At 63.8% G+C, this 13,444-nt stretch carries 12 protein-coding genes; 2 read left to right on the top strand and 10 right to left on the bottom strand.

Going from position 1 to position 13,444, the window contains the following annotated elements; translation table 11 throughout:
- Positions 1 to 91 precede the first annotated feature (91 nt).
- The gene (locus AERO9A_RS12060; protein WP_159972182.1) at positions 92 to 982 is read right to left on the bottom strand and encodes a DMT family transporter; all 891 of its coding nucleotides are present in this window, start codon (positions 980 to 982) and stop codon (positions 92 to 94) included.
- Between the two features lie 188 nt (positions 983 to 1,170).
- On the opposite strand from AERO9A_RS12060, the gene aceK reads away from it, so the two are divergent.
- Both aceK and AERO9A_RS22485 read left to right on the top strand, forming a co-directional pair.
- A complete protein-coding gene (gene aceK, locus AERO9A_RS12055; RefSeq protein ID WP_159972181.1) occupies positions 1,171 to 2,889 on the top strand; it encodes a bifunctional isocitrate dehydrogenase kinase/phosphatase in 1,719 nt (572 codons plus the stop codon).
- A gap of 92 nt (positions 2,890 to 2,981) precedes the next feature.
- Positions 2,982 to 3,116 carry a hypothetical protein gene (locus AERO9A_RS22485; RefSeq protein WP_256665947.1) on the top strand — a complete coding sequence of 45 codons (135 nt, stop codon included), beginning with the start codon at positions 2,982 to 2,984 and terminating at the stop codon, positions 3,114 to 3,116.
- Between the two features lie 6 nt (positions 3,117 to 3,122).
- Here AERO9A_RS22485 and AERO9A_RS12050 read toward each other — a convergent pair whose 3' ends face one another.
- The 9 genes from AERO9A_RS12050 to AERO9A_RS12010 form a co-directional block, all read right to left on the bottom strand.
- The gene (locus tag AERO9A_RS12050) at positions 3,123 to 3,854 is read right to left on the bottom strand and encodes an MBL fold metallo-hydrolase (RefSeq protein ID WP_159972180.1); all 732 of its coding nucleotides are present in this window, start codon (positions 3,852 to 3,854) and stop codon (positions 3,123 to 3,125) included.
- Between the two features lie 91 nt (positions 3,855 to 3,945).
- Positions 3,946 to 5,286, bottom strand: a complete 1,341-nt coding sequence (locus AERO9A_RS12045; RefSeq protein WP_159972179.1) for a cytosine permease — start codon at positions 5,284 to 5,286, stop codon at positions 3,946 to 3,948.
- A 246-nt stretch (positions 5,287 to 5,532) separates the two neighbouring features.
- On the bottom strand, positions 5,533 to 7,134 hold the full coding sequence (locus AERO9A_RS12040) for a 5-guanidino-2-oxopentanoate decarboxylase (RefSeq protein WP_159972178.1): 1,602 nt from the start codon (positions 7,132 to 7,134) through the stop codon (positions 5,533 to 5,535).
- Positions 7,135 to 7,171: 37 nt separating this feature from the next.
- On the bottom strand, positions 7,172 to 8,131 hold the full coding sequence (speB, locus tag AERO9A_RS12035) for an agmatinase (protein WP_159972177.1): 960 nt from the start codon (positions 8,129 to 8,131) through the stop codon (positions 7,172 to 7,174).
- A 176-nt stretch (positions 8,132 to 8,307) separates the two neighbouring features.
- A complete protein-coding gene (locus tag AERO9A_RS12030; protein ID WP_159972176.1) occupies positions 8,308 to 9,030 on the bottom strand; it encodes a class II aldolase/adducin family protein in 723 nt (240 codons plus the stop codon).
- A complete protein-coding gene (locus AERO9A_RS12025; RefSeq protein WP_159972175.1) occupies positions 9,027 to 10,541 on the bottom strand; it encodes an amino acid ABC transporter permease/ATP-binding protein in 1,515 nt (504 codons plus the stop codon). The genes AERO9A_RS12030 and AERO9A_RS12025 overlap by 4 nt, the downstream gene beginning before the upstream one ends.
- Positions 10,542 to 10,640: 99 nt before the next feature.
- Positions 10,641 to 11,438 carry an ABC transporter substrate-binding protein gene (locus AERO9A_RS12020; RefSeq protein WP_159972174.1) on the bottom strand — a complete coding sequence of 266 codons (798 nt, stop codon included), beginning with the start codon at positions 11,436 to 11,438 and terminating at the stop codon, positions 10,641 to 10,643.
- Positions 11,439 to 11,482: 44 nt separating this feature from the next.
- On the bottom strand, positions 11,483 to 12,517 hold the full coding sequence (locus AERO9A_RS12015) for an isopenicillin N synthase family oxygenase (RefSeq protein WP_159972173.1): 1,035 nt from the start codon (positions 12,515 to 12,517) through the stop codon (positions 11,483 to 11,485).
- A 9-nt stretch (positions 12,518 to 12,526) separates the two neighbouring features.
- The gene (locus tag AERO9A_RS12010; RefSeq protein ID WP_159972172.1) at positions 12,527 to 13,369 is read right to left on the bottom strand and encodes a sugar phosphate isomerase/epimerase; all 843 of its coding nucleotides are present in this window, start codon (positions 13,367 to 13,369) and stop codon (positions 12,527 to 12,529) included.
- Between the last annotated feature and the right edge of the window lie 75 nt (positions 13,370 to 13,444).

Below are 13,444 nucleotides of genomic sequence, written 5' to 3'. Positions count from 1 at the left end.
AGGCGGCAGGTTAAAAGCTGAGCCAAGCGTAGGGTGGATGTCGCTTTTCACATCCACCAGCTTTGCTGGATCGATAAGCCGCGATCCAGCTTTACGTTTTGCTCACGCTTGGGCGCACCACCAGCCACAGGGCCAGGGCGATCAGCACACAGCCGGGCAGGTAGTCCCAGCTCAGTGGTTCGCCTAACAACAGCGCGCCCCACAGCACGCCGAACGGTGGAATCAGGAAGGTGGTCGTGCTGGCCTTGATCGGCCCGACATCCTCCAACAGGCGGAAGTACAAGACGTAGGCAAAGGCCGTGCAGAGTAGGCCGAGAGCGGCCAATGACAGCCATACCTCGATACCGCCCCAGCTCGCTGGTGGCTTTAGCGCCAGGCTGCCGATAAATAGCGGCAGTAGGAACAGGCTGGCACCGGCCAGGCTGGCAAAGGCGGTCAGGCGGTTGTCCAGGCCGCCTTGTTGGCCGATCCAGCGGCGTGTGAGAAAACCGGCAAAACCGTAGCAGATGGTGGCTACCAGGCAGGCGCCGGCGCCCAGTAACAGTTGCAGGTCGAAGGCCACCGGGCCGGTGCGGGTCAGCACCGCTACGCCGAGCAGGCCGATGAACACGCCTGTGGCCTTGCTCGGGGTTATACCTTCATGGAAAAACAGTGCGCCGATCAGGACCCCCATCAAGGGCGTGGTGGCGTTGAAGATCGCAGAGTAGCCGGCTGGTAGAACCAGGGCGGCAAGGCTGTACATGGTCGAAGGCAGCCCTGCGTTGATGATGCCCAGTAGCAGCAGTGTTTTCAGCTTTGCGCGAAAGTCCCATTCGACCCGCACCACCAGCAGTAATATCAGTAGGCCAAGCGTGCCAAGGCTTGCACGTATGAATGCGGTGGGCAGGCTACCGAGTTCGAGTGCGGCAATACGCAGAAAGAGGAAGCTGGAGCCCCAGATGGCGGCAAGCAGCAGCAGGCGAAGCATGTCGGCGGTACGCACGGCGAGGCATCCGATAGGGCGGGGTGAGAGTGTTGCCGCTTGGCGCGGCGCTGGCAATCCACATTGCGCTTTTGAATGTCTGCGCAGGCGCGCGTGGGAGGGGCTTTAGCCGCGACTGGTAATCCCGATTGCAACCAGGCCAGCGTTGTCGGCTAAGCTCGCTGGACACTGCGGACGAGGCATTTGTAATGCGACAGCAATGGTCGGCTGACGAGATCGCTCAACTGATCCTTGAGGGTTTCGATGATTACCGCGAGCAATTTCGCCAGATTACCGATGGCGCGCGGGTGCGTTTCGAGCAGGCGCAGTGGTCGGCCACGCAGCAAGCGTCGGCAGCGCGTATCAATCTCTACGAAGACAAGGTGGCGCAGACCCGTGAGCGCCTGCTGCAGGGCTTCGACGCCGGATTGCTGGAGGTGGGCCAGTGGCCGCTGGTGAAAAGTGCCTATATCACCCTGATCGACCCGCGCTGCGACGATGAACTGGCGCAAACCTGGTTCAACTCGGTCTTCTGCAGCCTGTTTAGCCATGACCAGATCAGCGATGGTTGCATGTTCATCCATACCACCCGGCCATCGCTGCGCGGCCGCTCGGGTGGCGCCCAGACGCACAGTTACCGACCCATGGGCGAACTGGGTGCAACGCTTGAGGCAATCTTCGACGACTATCGCTTCGACGTGCCCTACGAGGACTTACCGCGCGATCTGCAACGGCTGGAGGAGCAACTGCGCGCCAGCCTGCCGGATTGGGTGTGCAAGGATCCTGAACTGTGCATCGAGCTGTTTTCTGCAGTGCTGTACCGCAACAAGGGCGCCTACCTGATCGGGCGTATCTACACCCATGATGAACAGTGGCCGCTGGCGATTCCCCTGCTGCATCTGGAAGGCCAGGGCATTCAGGCCGATGCCGCGATTACCGACGAGGCGCAGGTGTCGATCATCTTCTCCTTCACCCGCAGCTATTTCATGGTCGACGTGGCTGTTCCCGCCGAGTTCATCGGTTTTCTCAAACGCATCCTGCCGGGCAAGCACGTCGCTGAGCTGTACACCTCGATCGGTTTCTACAAGCACGGCAAATCGGAGTTCTACCGGGCGCTGATCGGCCACCTGGCCAGCACCGATGATCGCTTCATCATGGCGCCGGGGGTGCGCGGCATGGTGATGAGCGTGTTCACCCTGCCGGGCTTCAACACCGTGTTCAAGATCATCAAGGACCGCTTCGCCCACGCCAAGACGGTGGATCGCAACACGGTGATCGAGAAATACCGCCTGGTGAAAAGCGTCGACCGGGTAGGGCGCATGGCCGACACCCAGGAGTTCGCCGATTTTCGTTTCCCCAAGGCCAAGTTCGAGCCGCAGTGCCTGGCCGAGCTGCTGGAGGTGGCGCCGTCGACCGTGGTGGTGGAGGGCGACAGCGTGCTGGTGCGCCACTGCTGGACCGAGCGGCGCATGACCCCGCTCAATCTCTATCTGGAAAGCGCCAACGAACCCCAGATGCGCGAGGTGCTGGACGATTACGGCCTGGCCATCAAGCAGCTTGCCGCGGCGAATATCTTCCCCGGCGACATGCTGCTGAAGAACTTCGGCGTTACCCGCCATGGCCGTGTGGTGTTCTACGATTACGACGAGATCTGCTTTCTCACCGAGGTTAATTTCCGCCGCATTCCGCCGCCGCGCTTCCCCGAGGATGAGATGAGTTCCGAGCCCTGGTATTCGGTGGGGCCGATGGACGTGTTCCCCGAGGAATTTCCGCCGTTTTTGTTCGCCGATCTCAAGCAGCGCCGACTGTTCAGCCAACTGCACGGCAATCTTTATGATGCTGATTACTGGAAACGATTGCAGGAGGCGATCCGCGCAGGCAAGGTGATCGACGTCTTTCCCTACCGGCGTAACGGTTCGGTGATTTGATCTGGCCTGGTTGAAATCCGCTTTACCAGACCTAATCTAGTAGGTGAGCCGTTAAGTGGCTCACCCCTAATAAGTGGCAGGAGGTCGTACCCATGCTCGTCAAGCTGCAAGAACAACTGCAAAGCCTGCTGCAAACCCTCGGTCTTGTCCCGCAACCCCAGCCCATTCGCATCAGCGAGGCGGAGCAGGAGCGCCTGCGTCGTGAGGCGCTGCAGCGCCGTCGCTAAATATCTTCAGGCGAGCCGATGGGCGTCGAACCAGGCGTCTATCAGCTCGCGCATCCGCTGCCCCGAAAAACTCGCAAAATGCCCGCCGTGCACGGTGCGTACGGGCATCTCGCGCAGGCGTGCAAGGCTGTGCGCGTAATCTTCCAGATTCGAGTGGTAGGCGTCCTCGATCAGTGGCCCGTCGTAGAGGATGTCGCCAGAAAACAGCGTTTGCGTACTCGCTTCCCAGAGGCTGATGCCGCCCGGTGAATGACCGGGCGTATGCAGCACTTGCAACACCCGATTACCCAGATCCAGCACATCGCCATCTTCGATCAGACGCGTGGCCGGTGCCGCGCGCACGCGGTATTCGGCGTAGCACAGCGGGCAATCTGGGTGTGCCTCGAACATCTCGTCGCCGACGAAGTCCGTGGCCAGGGTATTGGCGCCGTCCGGCGCGGCCAGAATGTCGGCCTCGGCCGGATGCACCAGGCGTTCGGCAAATTCATGATGCCCGGCGATATGGTCGAAGTGGCAATGGCTGGCCACCGCCAGCAGCGGCCTGTCGGTCAGCCAGGGCAGTTGTTCGCGCAGGCTGACCAGGCCGGATCCGGAGTCGATCAGCACGTCATGCTCGCGCCCCTGTACATGCCACATATTGCAGCGGTAGAAGGGGCGCACGTAGAGCTCGTGGATCAGGCAGATGCCGTCGTGGCGATGCTCGACTTCGAACCAGCGGTCGCGGCTGACGATTTTCATGACAGAAACTTGCCTCATTGGCGGGTTGCACCCGCCCTACAGATTCGTATGGCGGGTAGGGCGGGTGGAATCCGCCACGACATTCATCACGCTACGCCAGTTGTGCGCGGGGCACCAGCAGCCAGCGGCGCAGCACCGTGTAACTGGCAGCGGTGATCAGGAACACCGGCAGCGAAGCGCCCCAGGTTAGCGGCGACACCCAGCCCCAGTAGTAGGCCAGCACTGCGCCCAGGCCGTAGGCGACGAAGGCGGCCGGGTTGAAACCGTTGAGGTAACGGTAGCGGCCACCGTCTTCGCTGAGCAGTTCTTCCACCGCGTAGTCGCCCTTGTGGATCAGGAAGTAGTCGGCGATCAGCACGGCGAAGGCGGGGATGAACACGCTGCCGATCACCAGCAGGAAACTCTGGAAGTTATCGAGGATGCCGGGGATCTGCGAGCCGAGGATCGACAGCACGCCGATGCCCAGGGCCGGCTTCCAGAACGGGGTTTTCGGGCTGATGTTGAGGTACGACAGCGAGGCGCTGTAGACGCACATGACGTTGGTGGTCATCACCGAGAGGAACACCACGATGGCCGCCGGCAGGCCGAAGCCGAAACCGGCCAGCAGCACGGCTGGATCGTAGGTTTGCTCCATGCCGGTGAGCACTGAGAAGCCCGAAACCGCTGCGCCCAGGCCCATCGCCAGCAAGGTGGCGACGACATAGCCGACCCAGGTGCCGACCGCCGCCACGCCTTGGCTGCGGCAGTTGCGATTGTAGTCGGCGGCCAGTGGAATCCAGGAGAAGGCGGTAGCGATGACGATATCGAAGGCGACGCCGGGGGTGATGTCGTTGCGCGGCTCGCTGGGCATGGCCAAGAGACTGCCGAACTCGAACTTCTGCCCCATCACGTAGAACACCGCGCCGGCTAGCAGCAGCATGCCGATGGCAGCCCAGCGCTCTACGCGCTCGATGCCCAGGTGGCCGCGCAGGGCGATCAGCAGCACCAGGGTTTCGCAGAGGATGGTAAACAGCGGCAGGTTGGAGTAGCCGGTCAGGTGCTCCACCGCGTAGTTCAGGCTCATGCCGGCCAGCAGCGCCTGGATCCAGCTCCAGGCCAGCAGGGTCAGCAGGTTGACCAGCGACGGCAGCTTGGCGCCCTGCGAACCGTAGCTGCCGCGCGCCAGCACCATGGTGGTCAGGCCCGAACGCTGGCCCATCAGGCCGACCAGCAGCAGCGGCAGGATGCCGATGCCCGAACCGATCAGCACGATGAGCATGGCCTGGGTGAATTTCAGATCCGGCACCAGCAGCATGCCGGTAAGGATGGTAGTGACCACCACGTTGGCGCCCAGCCACAGGGCGACGGTGCCGCCCAAGCCGAGGCTGCGATGTGCCTGGTCGGTTGGGGCCAGGCTGTCCTGGCCGAAATGCTGGCTGAGATTCTTGAACATGGAACGACTCTCCGGTGCTTGATTGTTGGTCTTGGTAGAGCGGCAGTCAGTGGTGGTGCTGAGTCTTGTGGTTATGCTCGTAGCCCGGATGCAGTCCGGGGGGCGGGATGTCGTGGCTGAAGCCCCTCCCACAGGGATACCCTGCCTTCCGTAGGAGCGGCTTCAGCCGCGATCAACCGCGATCGATGTAGCCGGGTGGATGACGCCATCGCCCTGTAGGAGGGGCTTTAGCCGCGATCAAGATGTTCAGGGATGAAAGGGCGCGGCCTCCTGCACTTCGATGAGCAAGGGGCGATCCTCGGGCGCGCTGCGCAGCAGTTCGGCCAGATGGGCATGGTCACGCGCACGCTCGGCGGCGCAGCCAAAACCACGGGCGATGGCCAGCAGATCCGGGGTGTAGATGTCGACGGCAATCGGGGTGATATCGCGGCGCTGCATGTAGCGCTTGATCTCGCCGTAGCCGGCGTTATTCCACAGCAGCACGATGATGCCGACCCGAGCCTCCACTGCGCTGGCCAGCTCAGTGATGGTGAACTGGATGCCGCCATCGCCCATCAGGCTGATCACGGGCCGCGTTGGCTCGGCCAGCTTGGCGCCGATGGCGGCAGGCAGGCCGTAGCCGAGGGTGCCGTAGCCGGTGGAGGCATTGAACCAGCGCCGCGCGCCGTCCAGCTCGACCAGGTGATTGCCGCTGTACACAGTCTGCGTCGAGTCGCCGACGAAGCGCGCAGTGGGAAGGGCGTCGAGCATGCAGTCGAATAGCTGGCGGTAATGCGCCCAGCCGCTGAACTCCTCATTCAGGCGCGCCTGGACGGCGGCGGTGCGCTGGGCGCCAAGGCTAGCTGCGTTGGCCTCGCGCGGATCGAACTCGGCCAGCAGCATACGCATGGCCAGCCGCGCATCGCCCTGGATCGCCAGGTGCGGGGTGAAATTGCGTTGCAGTTGCTGGGCCTCGATGTCGATGCGGATCAGCCGACCAGGCAGGCGAAAATCGCCGTCGAACACCACGTCGTAGTCGGTTTCGCCCAGTTCGGTGCCGATGGCCAGCACCACGTCGGCCTCCAGCGCCAGATCGCGCACCGGGCGCAGCGCTTGATTGCTGCCCAGTAGCAGCGGATGCCCCGCTGGTAGCAGGCCCTTGGCGTTAATGGTCAGTGCGGTGGGCGCGTCCAGCGCGGCGGCCAGGGCGCGCGCTTCGGCTTCGGCGGCGACGCAGCCACCGCCGAGCAGCAGCAATGGGCGCTCGGCCAGCCTTAGCAGCCCGGCGGCCTCGCGGATCAGCGTGCGATTGGGCGCCGGGCGGCGCACCGCCGGTCTGGGGGCCAGCGTCATATGTGCGGCGTCGGTGGTGATGATGTCCAGCGGCAGTTCGATATGCACCGGGCGTGGTCGCTCGCCCTCGAACACGGCGAAGGCGCGGGCCAGCACGCCAGGCAGTTCCTCGACGCTCATCAGGGTATGGCTGAAGGCGGTGACGCCCGCCGTCATGGCGCGCTGGTTGGGCAGCTCGTGCAGGTAGCCCTTGCCCAGGCCGAGACGATCACGCTCGTTGACGCTGGAAATCACCAGCATCGGGATCGAGTCGGCATAGGCCTGGCCCATGGCGGTGAGGATATTGGTCATCCCCGGCCCAGTGATGATCAAGCACACGCCAGGCTTGCCGGACACGCGGGCATAGCCGTCGGCCATAAAGCCGGCGCCTTGCTCGTGGCGTGGGGTGATGTGGCGGATGCCGCTGCCCGGTAGGCCGCGGTACAGCTCGACGGTGTGCACGCCGGGGATGCCGAACACGGTATCGACGCCCCAGGCCTGGAGTTGCTTGACGAGAAATTCACCGCAAGTGGTCATGTGGGGCACCTCTGCTGAGTCATCGATCGCGTGTTCATCAGCGTTTGGCGACGCCGGGCAGCACGCAGAGCATCTCGTAGAGCAGGTTGGCGCCGAGTAGCGAGGTGTTGCCGGTGGTGTCGTAGGGCGGCGAGACCTCCACCAGGTCGGCGCCGATCAGATCCAGGCCCTGGCAGCCACGGATAATCTCCATGGCCTGAATGGTGGTCAGGCCACCGATTTCAGGGGTGCCGGTGCCAGGCGCCCAGGCCGGGTCGATGCCGTCGATGTCGAACGACAGGTACACCGGGCCGCCGCTAACCTGCTCGCGCACTTCGGCCATCAAAGGCGCCAGCGACCGGTGCCAGCACTCTTCGGCCTGCACCACGCGAAAGCCCTGCTTGCGGCTCCAGTTGAAATCCTCGGCGGTATAACCCTGGGCGCGCAGGCCGATTTGCACCACACGCCGGCTGTCGAGCAGGCCTTCTTCCTGGGCGCGGCGGAAGGTGGTGCCGTGGGCGATCTTCTCGCCGAACATGTGATCGTTGACATCGGCGTGGGCGTCGATGTGCACCAGGCCGATCTTGCCGTGCTTTTTGTGCAGGGCGCGCAGAATCGGCAGGGTGATGGTGTGGTCGCCGCCCAGGGTCAGCGGCTTGATGCCGTAGGCGACGATCTCGTCGTAGGCCTCTTCGATGATGCGTACGGCGTCGAGCAGGTTGAAGGTGTTGATCGCCACGTCACCGATGTCGGCGACGTTCAGCGAGTCGAAGGGGGCGGCGCCGGTGGCCATGTTGTACGGGCGGATCATCACCGACTGGGCGCGAATCTCGCGCGGGCCGAAGCGGGTGCCGGAGCGCAGCGAGGTGCCGATGTCCAGCGGCACGCCAATGAAGGCAGCGTCGAGCTGGCGTTTTTCCTCGGGGCTTTGGATATGCGGCAGGCGCATCATGGTGGCGATGCCGCCGAAGCGGGGCATTTCATTGCCGCCCAGCGGCTGGTGGAAGGTCTTGTCCATGGCTAGGCCTCTGGCTTGTTCGGGTTATGGCCGGATTGTTGGCCGGCTAGGTACTGGGAAAAATCGGTTGCGGCAAAAACTTAGTTCAGGATTGTTTGAACTGATGGCGCGCCCTTTTCTGGGACGCTGTAGGGCGGGTGCAACCCGCCATTCCAGTGCAGCGGATTGCACCCGCCCTACGATCGGTAGCTGGGATCGAGGCGATCGAGCTTGCGCAGCCAGGCTTGCCAGAGCAGTTGGCGCTGCCATTCGGCGCCCTGCAACTGCTCGCAGGCGTGTTGTGCCAGGTGCGCGGGAATCTCGCTGCAGGGCTGGCCACCGCCGGTGGCGGCCAGTTGGATCTCGCAGGCGCGGTTCAGGTAATGCATGACGTAGAAGGCGTCGGCGACGCTGGCGCCGACGCTGAGCAGGCCGTGGTGGCGCAGCAGCAGGGCGATGTTGTCGCCCAGCGAAGCCTGGATGCGCGCGCGTTCGTCCAGATCCAGCGCAACGCCTTCGTAGGCGTGGTAGCCCAGGCGCTGGTGGAACTCGGTGCTGATCTGATTGAGCTGCAAGAGGCCTGCATCCTGCGCGGCCACCGCCATGCCGGCCAGGGTATGGGTGTGGATCACGCAGTGGGCGTCGTCGCGGGCCATGTGCACGGCGCTGTGGATGGTGAAGCCGGCGACGTTGTAGTCGGCGTTGCCCTCGACCACCTGGCCGTGCATGTCCACCACGATCAGGTCGCTGGCGCGAATCTCCTCGAAGAACAGGCCAAACGGGTTGATCAGAAAGCGCGGCTCGCCGCCGCCGGGCAGGCGTACGGAAAAGTGCGTGTAGAGCGTGTCATCCCAGCCGAACAGGGCAGCCAGGCGATAGGCTGCGGCGAGGTCGCGGCGCAGGGGGGTGATGTCGTTCATGCGTGCTCCAGGCCGATAAAACGGCGTACGCGTTGGTGGTCGCCGGTGCGGATGGCCTCGGGCGAGGCGTCGAGCTGGACGTGGCCGTTTTCCATGAACAGCACGCGGTCGGAAATCGACAGGGCGAAGTCCATCTCGTGGGTGACGATCAGCATGGTCATGCCTTCGCGGGCCAGATCGCGGATCACCGCGAGCACGTCACCCACCAGTTCCGGGTCGAGGGCCGAGGTGGGTTCGTCGAACAGCATGATGTCCGGCTTCATCGCCAGGGCGCGGGCGATGGCCACGCGCTGCTGCTGGCCGCCGGAGAGCTGGTGCGGGTATTTGTCGGCATGAGCCAGCAGGCCGACCTTGTCCAGCAGTGCCAGGGCCTGTTGGTGCAGGTCGGCGCCATTGCCGAGGCCGTGGTAGCGCGGCGCGAGCAGCACGTTATCGATGATGGTGCGATGCGGGAACAGGTTGAAACTCTGGAACACCATGCCGATGCGCCGCACGCCTTCACGCTGGCGGCGGTTCTCCGGGCGGTCGCCGGCCTGGATGAAGGCTTCGCCGAACAGCACGATCTCGCCTTCATCGATGCTCTCCAGGCCGTTGACGGTGCGGATCAACGAGGTCTTGCCGGAGCCGGACGGGCCGATGATGGAAATGACTTCACCCGGTTGCACGCTCAGATCGATGCCTTTGAGCACATGGTGGTCGCCATAGTGCTTGTGGATGTTGCTCAAATGCAGCGCTGCCGGTGTGCCGGGGGCGCGAGCCTGGGGGCTGCCGGTCGTTATCTGCGGCAGGCTGCTGCGTCGTTCTGCAATTTGCGCCTCGCTCAGCGTGCTTGGCTTGCGGCGGCCCAGATCGAGGTGGCGCTCCAGGGATTGCAGGCCCCAGCCGAACAGGCTGACGATCAGCACGTAGTACACGGCCACGGCACCGAGGGTTTCCAGCACCAGGAAGTTCTGCGCGTAGAGGCGTTGGCCGACCAGCAACAGTTCGCTGAGTGAGATCACCGAAACCAGCGAGGTCAGCTTGACGATGGTGACGTACTCGTTGGTCAGGGTCGGCAGGGCGATGCGAAATGCCTGCGGCACCACGATCAGGCGTTGCGCGCCGAGGCGGCCGATACCCAGGGCGCGAGCCGCTTCACGCTGCCCCTTGGCGACGGACAACAGGCCGCCACGGTGGATTTCTGCCATGTACGCGGCTTCGGTCAGCACCAGGGCGATCAGGCCGGCGTAGAAGGGATTCGACAGCACCTTGCCGCTGGCGGGAATGAGCTGCGGCAGGTTGTAGACGAAGATCAGCAGCACCAGCAGCGGTACGCTGCGAAAGAACCAGACATAAAGCGAGGCGGGCGCACTGAACCAGCGGCTGGTGGCTTGCTTGGCACTGGCCAGGCCGAAGCCGAGTACCAGGCCGATCAGCCAGGCCAGGCTGCTGAGTTTCACCACCGTCCAACATGCCGCCCAGAAGGCCGGCATGGAAAACAGGGAGAGGAAGTAACTCCAATCGAACGGCATGCGTTATCTCCAGCGAACCGTAAGCGGCAAGCCACAAGCTGCAAGCGAATCGGCGGTTGCCCTCGCTGGTGGCTTGCAGCTTGTCGCTTGCGGCTGCTTTTAGGCTTCTTCCAGGTTGTATTTCTTCAACAGTTCGCTGTACTCGCCGCTGGCCTTGAAGTCGTCCAGCGCGGCTTTCAGGGCGTCGAGCAACTGCTTGTTGCCCTTCTTCACGTAAATGCCCAGCACCTGCGGGTAGATCGAACTCTTGGAGCTGATGGCGATGCGGCCTCGGGATTTCTCGACGATCAGTAGCGAAGCGGCGTCGATCTCCAGATGCGCCTGGATATGGCCGGAGAGTAGTGCCTGGGAGGTTTCCGAGGTGGTCGGGTACTGGTTGATGGTGATGGCGCCGGCGCCCTTGTCCTTGCAGTAGCCGTCGGAAACCTTCTGCAGTGCCGGAATCCACGAGGTGCCCTGTTGCAGGCCGACGGTCAGACCGCAGAGATCTTCGGGGGTGGCTGGTTTCTTCTCGGCGTCGCTGCGCCCCATGATCGCTGCGCCGGTTTTGGCGTAGGGAATGGCGTCGGCTTTTTCCAGGCGCTCGGGGAGGATGTACATGCCGGAGATGATGGTGTCGAAACGGCCGGCGTCGAGGCCGAGGATCAGGTTGGGAAAGGTGATGTCGCTGAAGCTCGCCTCCAGGCCCAGACGCTTGGCCAGGGCGGCGGAGACTTCCGGGTCGAAGCCTTTCACCTTGTCGCCTTCGTAGTATTCGAACGGTGGGTAGGTGATTTCCATGCCCACCTTCAGCTCGCCGCTGGTCAGGGTCGTGGGCGTTTCGGCGGCTTGGCTCAGGCTGGCGAAGGTGCACGCGAGGGCCAGCAAGGTGGTGCGCAGCGGGTTACGGATTGCCATTGTGCTTATCTCCAGATCAGGGTCTTGTGTTGGCGGCAGGAAAGTCAAAGTGCACTCGGCTGGTGCTTCAGGTGACCGAAGCTGGACGGTGCACGGGCACGTTCGGGTAGCTGCAACTGGCCGTCCTCGACGCGTTTTTTCAGGTATTGGTAGGTCTGCAGCGCCTGGCTCCACATGTGCTCGCCGATGCTGATGGTTTCGTAGCTCTGGCCGGTGGCCTCGAACTGCGGCAGCGGGCGGATCTGCGTGTGGTAGTCGCAGGCATAGAAGAAGGGGAAGGAGTAGCGCTCCTGGCTGACCTTGCGCACGCGGTGCGAGGTGGCGACGAAGGTACCGCCGCTCATCACTTCGAGCATGTCGCCGATGTTGACGACGAAGGTGCCTTCGCGCGGCCCTGCGTCGATCCATTGGCCGAGATCGTTCATCACCTCCAGCCCCGGACGGTCGGCGAGCAGGATGGTGAAGCACTCGTAGTCGGTGTGGGCGCCGATGCCGGGGGCGTCTTGGGCGTCGCCATCGAAGGGGTAGTGGATCAGGCGCAGCTTCGAGGGTGGGAAATTGGCCATCTCGTCGAAGGTGTTTTCCGCCACGCCGAGGGCCAGGGCGAAGCCGCGAAACAGCGTGCGGCCAAGCTGGAAGATACGCGCGTAGTAGGCCTGCACGGCCTCCTTGAAGTTGGGCAGTATGGGCCAGTCGTTGGGCCCTAGCAGCGGCGTGCCAGCCAGCACCAGCGGGTTGTCGGCAGGGACTTCGAAACCGATGTCGAAGGCTTCCTTGTGGTCCGGCTTGCCAGTGCCGTAGCGCTCCTCGCCTTCGGGTACGAAACCCTTGTGGGTAGCTGAAGTGCCGATGTAGTGACGCATCTTGGCATCCAGTGGCTGGGCGAAATAGTCCTCGGCGGCGCGGTGCAGGCTGTCGATCAGCGCCTGCTCGATACCGTGGCCGCTGATGTAGAGAAAGCCCACCTCACGGGCGGCGCGGCCCAGATTCTCGGCCACGGCCAGGCGCGCGGCGGGGTCGCTGCTGAACAGACCTGCGATGTCGACCACGGGGATTTCGGTGAAATGCTTGGTATTCATCACGGCTCCTCAGCGACTGGTGAAACGGTGGAAGTGCTGGCGCTCACAGCGCGCCATCCACTGGTTGAGCTGCCACAGGTCGGCCACCGGCACGTCGGTGAAGGGCAGGTGGTGCAGGTAGCCGTCAGGGCCAAATTCGGGGGTCAGGGTGGTGCTCTGCAGGCCGCGTTTTTCCTGGCTGCTCCAGATGCTTTCCCAATGCCGCTGATGGAAGGCCAGCACCTCGGCGTATTCCGGCGCGCCGGGGTGCGGCACCTGGGGGCCCTGGTCATAGCCGACGCGGGCCTGGATGTGGTCGACCCGCTCGATGAAGGCCGAGAGGTCGTCGGCGGGGTCGTCCAGCAGGCGCTCGCAGGTCACCAGCCAGTGGCTGATGTCACTGGTGAAGCGCAGTTCGGGCACCTGGCGGATCACATCGAGGGTGACCCAGGGGCTGTACAGCGAGCGACCGCGGTGAATCTCGAAGCACACTTTCAGGCCGCAGGCGGCGGCCAGTTCGGCGGCGCGGGCGAAGAAGTCGACCTGCTCGCTCAGCGCCCAGCGATCATTGCCGGGTAGTACGTTGACCAGTCGTGGGTCGAGTTCGGCGGCCCAGTCGAGCTTGATGCGCAAGTCTTCGAGGTGCACCTGCGGGCTGTCGCTCTGGCGCGGCAGTACCGGCGTGGAGGTGAACAGGGTGGCGATATAGGGGACATTCTGCTCGCGCAGCAGACGGGCATTGAGGGTGCGCTGCGCGGCAGTTTCGGGGATGCGCGCTTCGAGTCCGTCGAAGCCGACACCGAGCGCTTCGTCGAGCGCTTGCTGCCAACTGCCGCGATAACCCCAGAGGGTGCGGAAAATTTCCAGTCGCATGGCCGTCTCCTGGGAGGGCGAAGGTCTGCGGCAGATTGAGCAAGGGGCTTAGTGTCATGCCCGATGGCGTCCGAT

Origin of the sequence: Pseudomonas sp. 8Z, assembly GCF_902506535.1 — a bacterium.
Taxonomy (GTDB): Bacteria; Pseudomonadota; Gammaproteobacteria; order Pseudomonadales; family Pseudomonadaceae; genus Aquipseudomonas.
This window is presented reverse-complemented; position numbering and strand designations above follow the sequence as displayed.

Excerpts from the sequence above, each read along its gene's own strand:
- AERO9A_RS12040 (WP_159972178.1), bottom strand. The coding sequence starts at position 7,134 with ATGACCACTTGCGGTGAATTTCTCGTCAAGCAACTCCAGGCCTGGGGC.
- aceK (WP_159972181.1), top strand. The coding sequence starts at position 1,171 with ATGCGACAGCAATGGTCGGCTGACGAGATCGCTCAACTGATCCTTGAG.
- AERO9A_RS12030 (WP_159972176.1), bottom strand. The coding sequence starts at position 9,030 with ATGAACGACATCACCCCCCTGCGCCGCGACCTCGCCGCAGCCTATCGC.
- AERO9A_RS12050 (WP_159972180.1), bottom strand. The coding sequence starts at position 3,854 with ATGAAAATCGTCAGCCGCGACCGCTGGTTCGAAGTCGAGCATCGCCAC.
- AERO9A_RS12015 (WP_159972173.1), bottom strand. The coding sequence starts at position 12,517 with ATGAATACCAAGCATTTCACCGAAATCCCCGTGGTCGACATCGCAGGT.
- speB (WP_159972177.1), bottom strand. The coding sequence starts at position 8,131 with ATGGACAAGACCTTCCACCAGCCGCTGGGCGGCAATGAAATGCCCCGC.
- AERO9A_RS22485 (WP_256665947.1), top strand. The coding sequence starts at position 2,982 with ATGCTCGTCAAGCTGCAAGAACAACTGCAAAGCCTGCTGCAAACCCTC.
- AERO9A_RS12045 (WP_159972179.1), bottom strand. The coding sequence starts at position 5,286 with ATGTTCAAGAATCTCAGCCAGCATTTCGGCCAGGACAGCCTGGCCCCA.
- AERO9A_RS12020 (WP_159972174.1), bottom strand. The coding sequence starts at position 11,438 with ATGGCAATCCGTAACCCGCTGCGCACCACCTTGCTGGCCCTCGCGTGC.
- AERO9A_RS12010 (WP_159972172.1), bottom strand. The coding sequence starts at position 13,369 with ATGCGACTGGAAATTTTCCGCACCCTCTGGGGTTATCGCGGCAGTTGG.
- AERO9A_RS12025 (WP_159972175.1), bottom strand. The coding sequence starts at position 10,541 with ATGCCGTTCGATTGGAGTTACTTCCTCTCCCTGTTTTCCATGCCGGCC.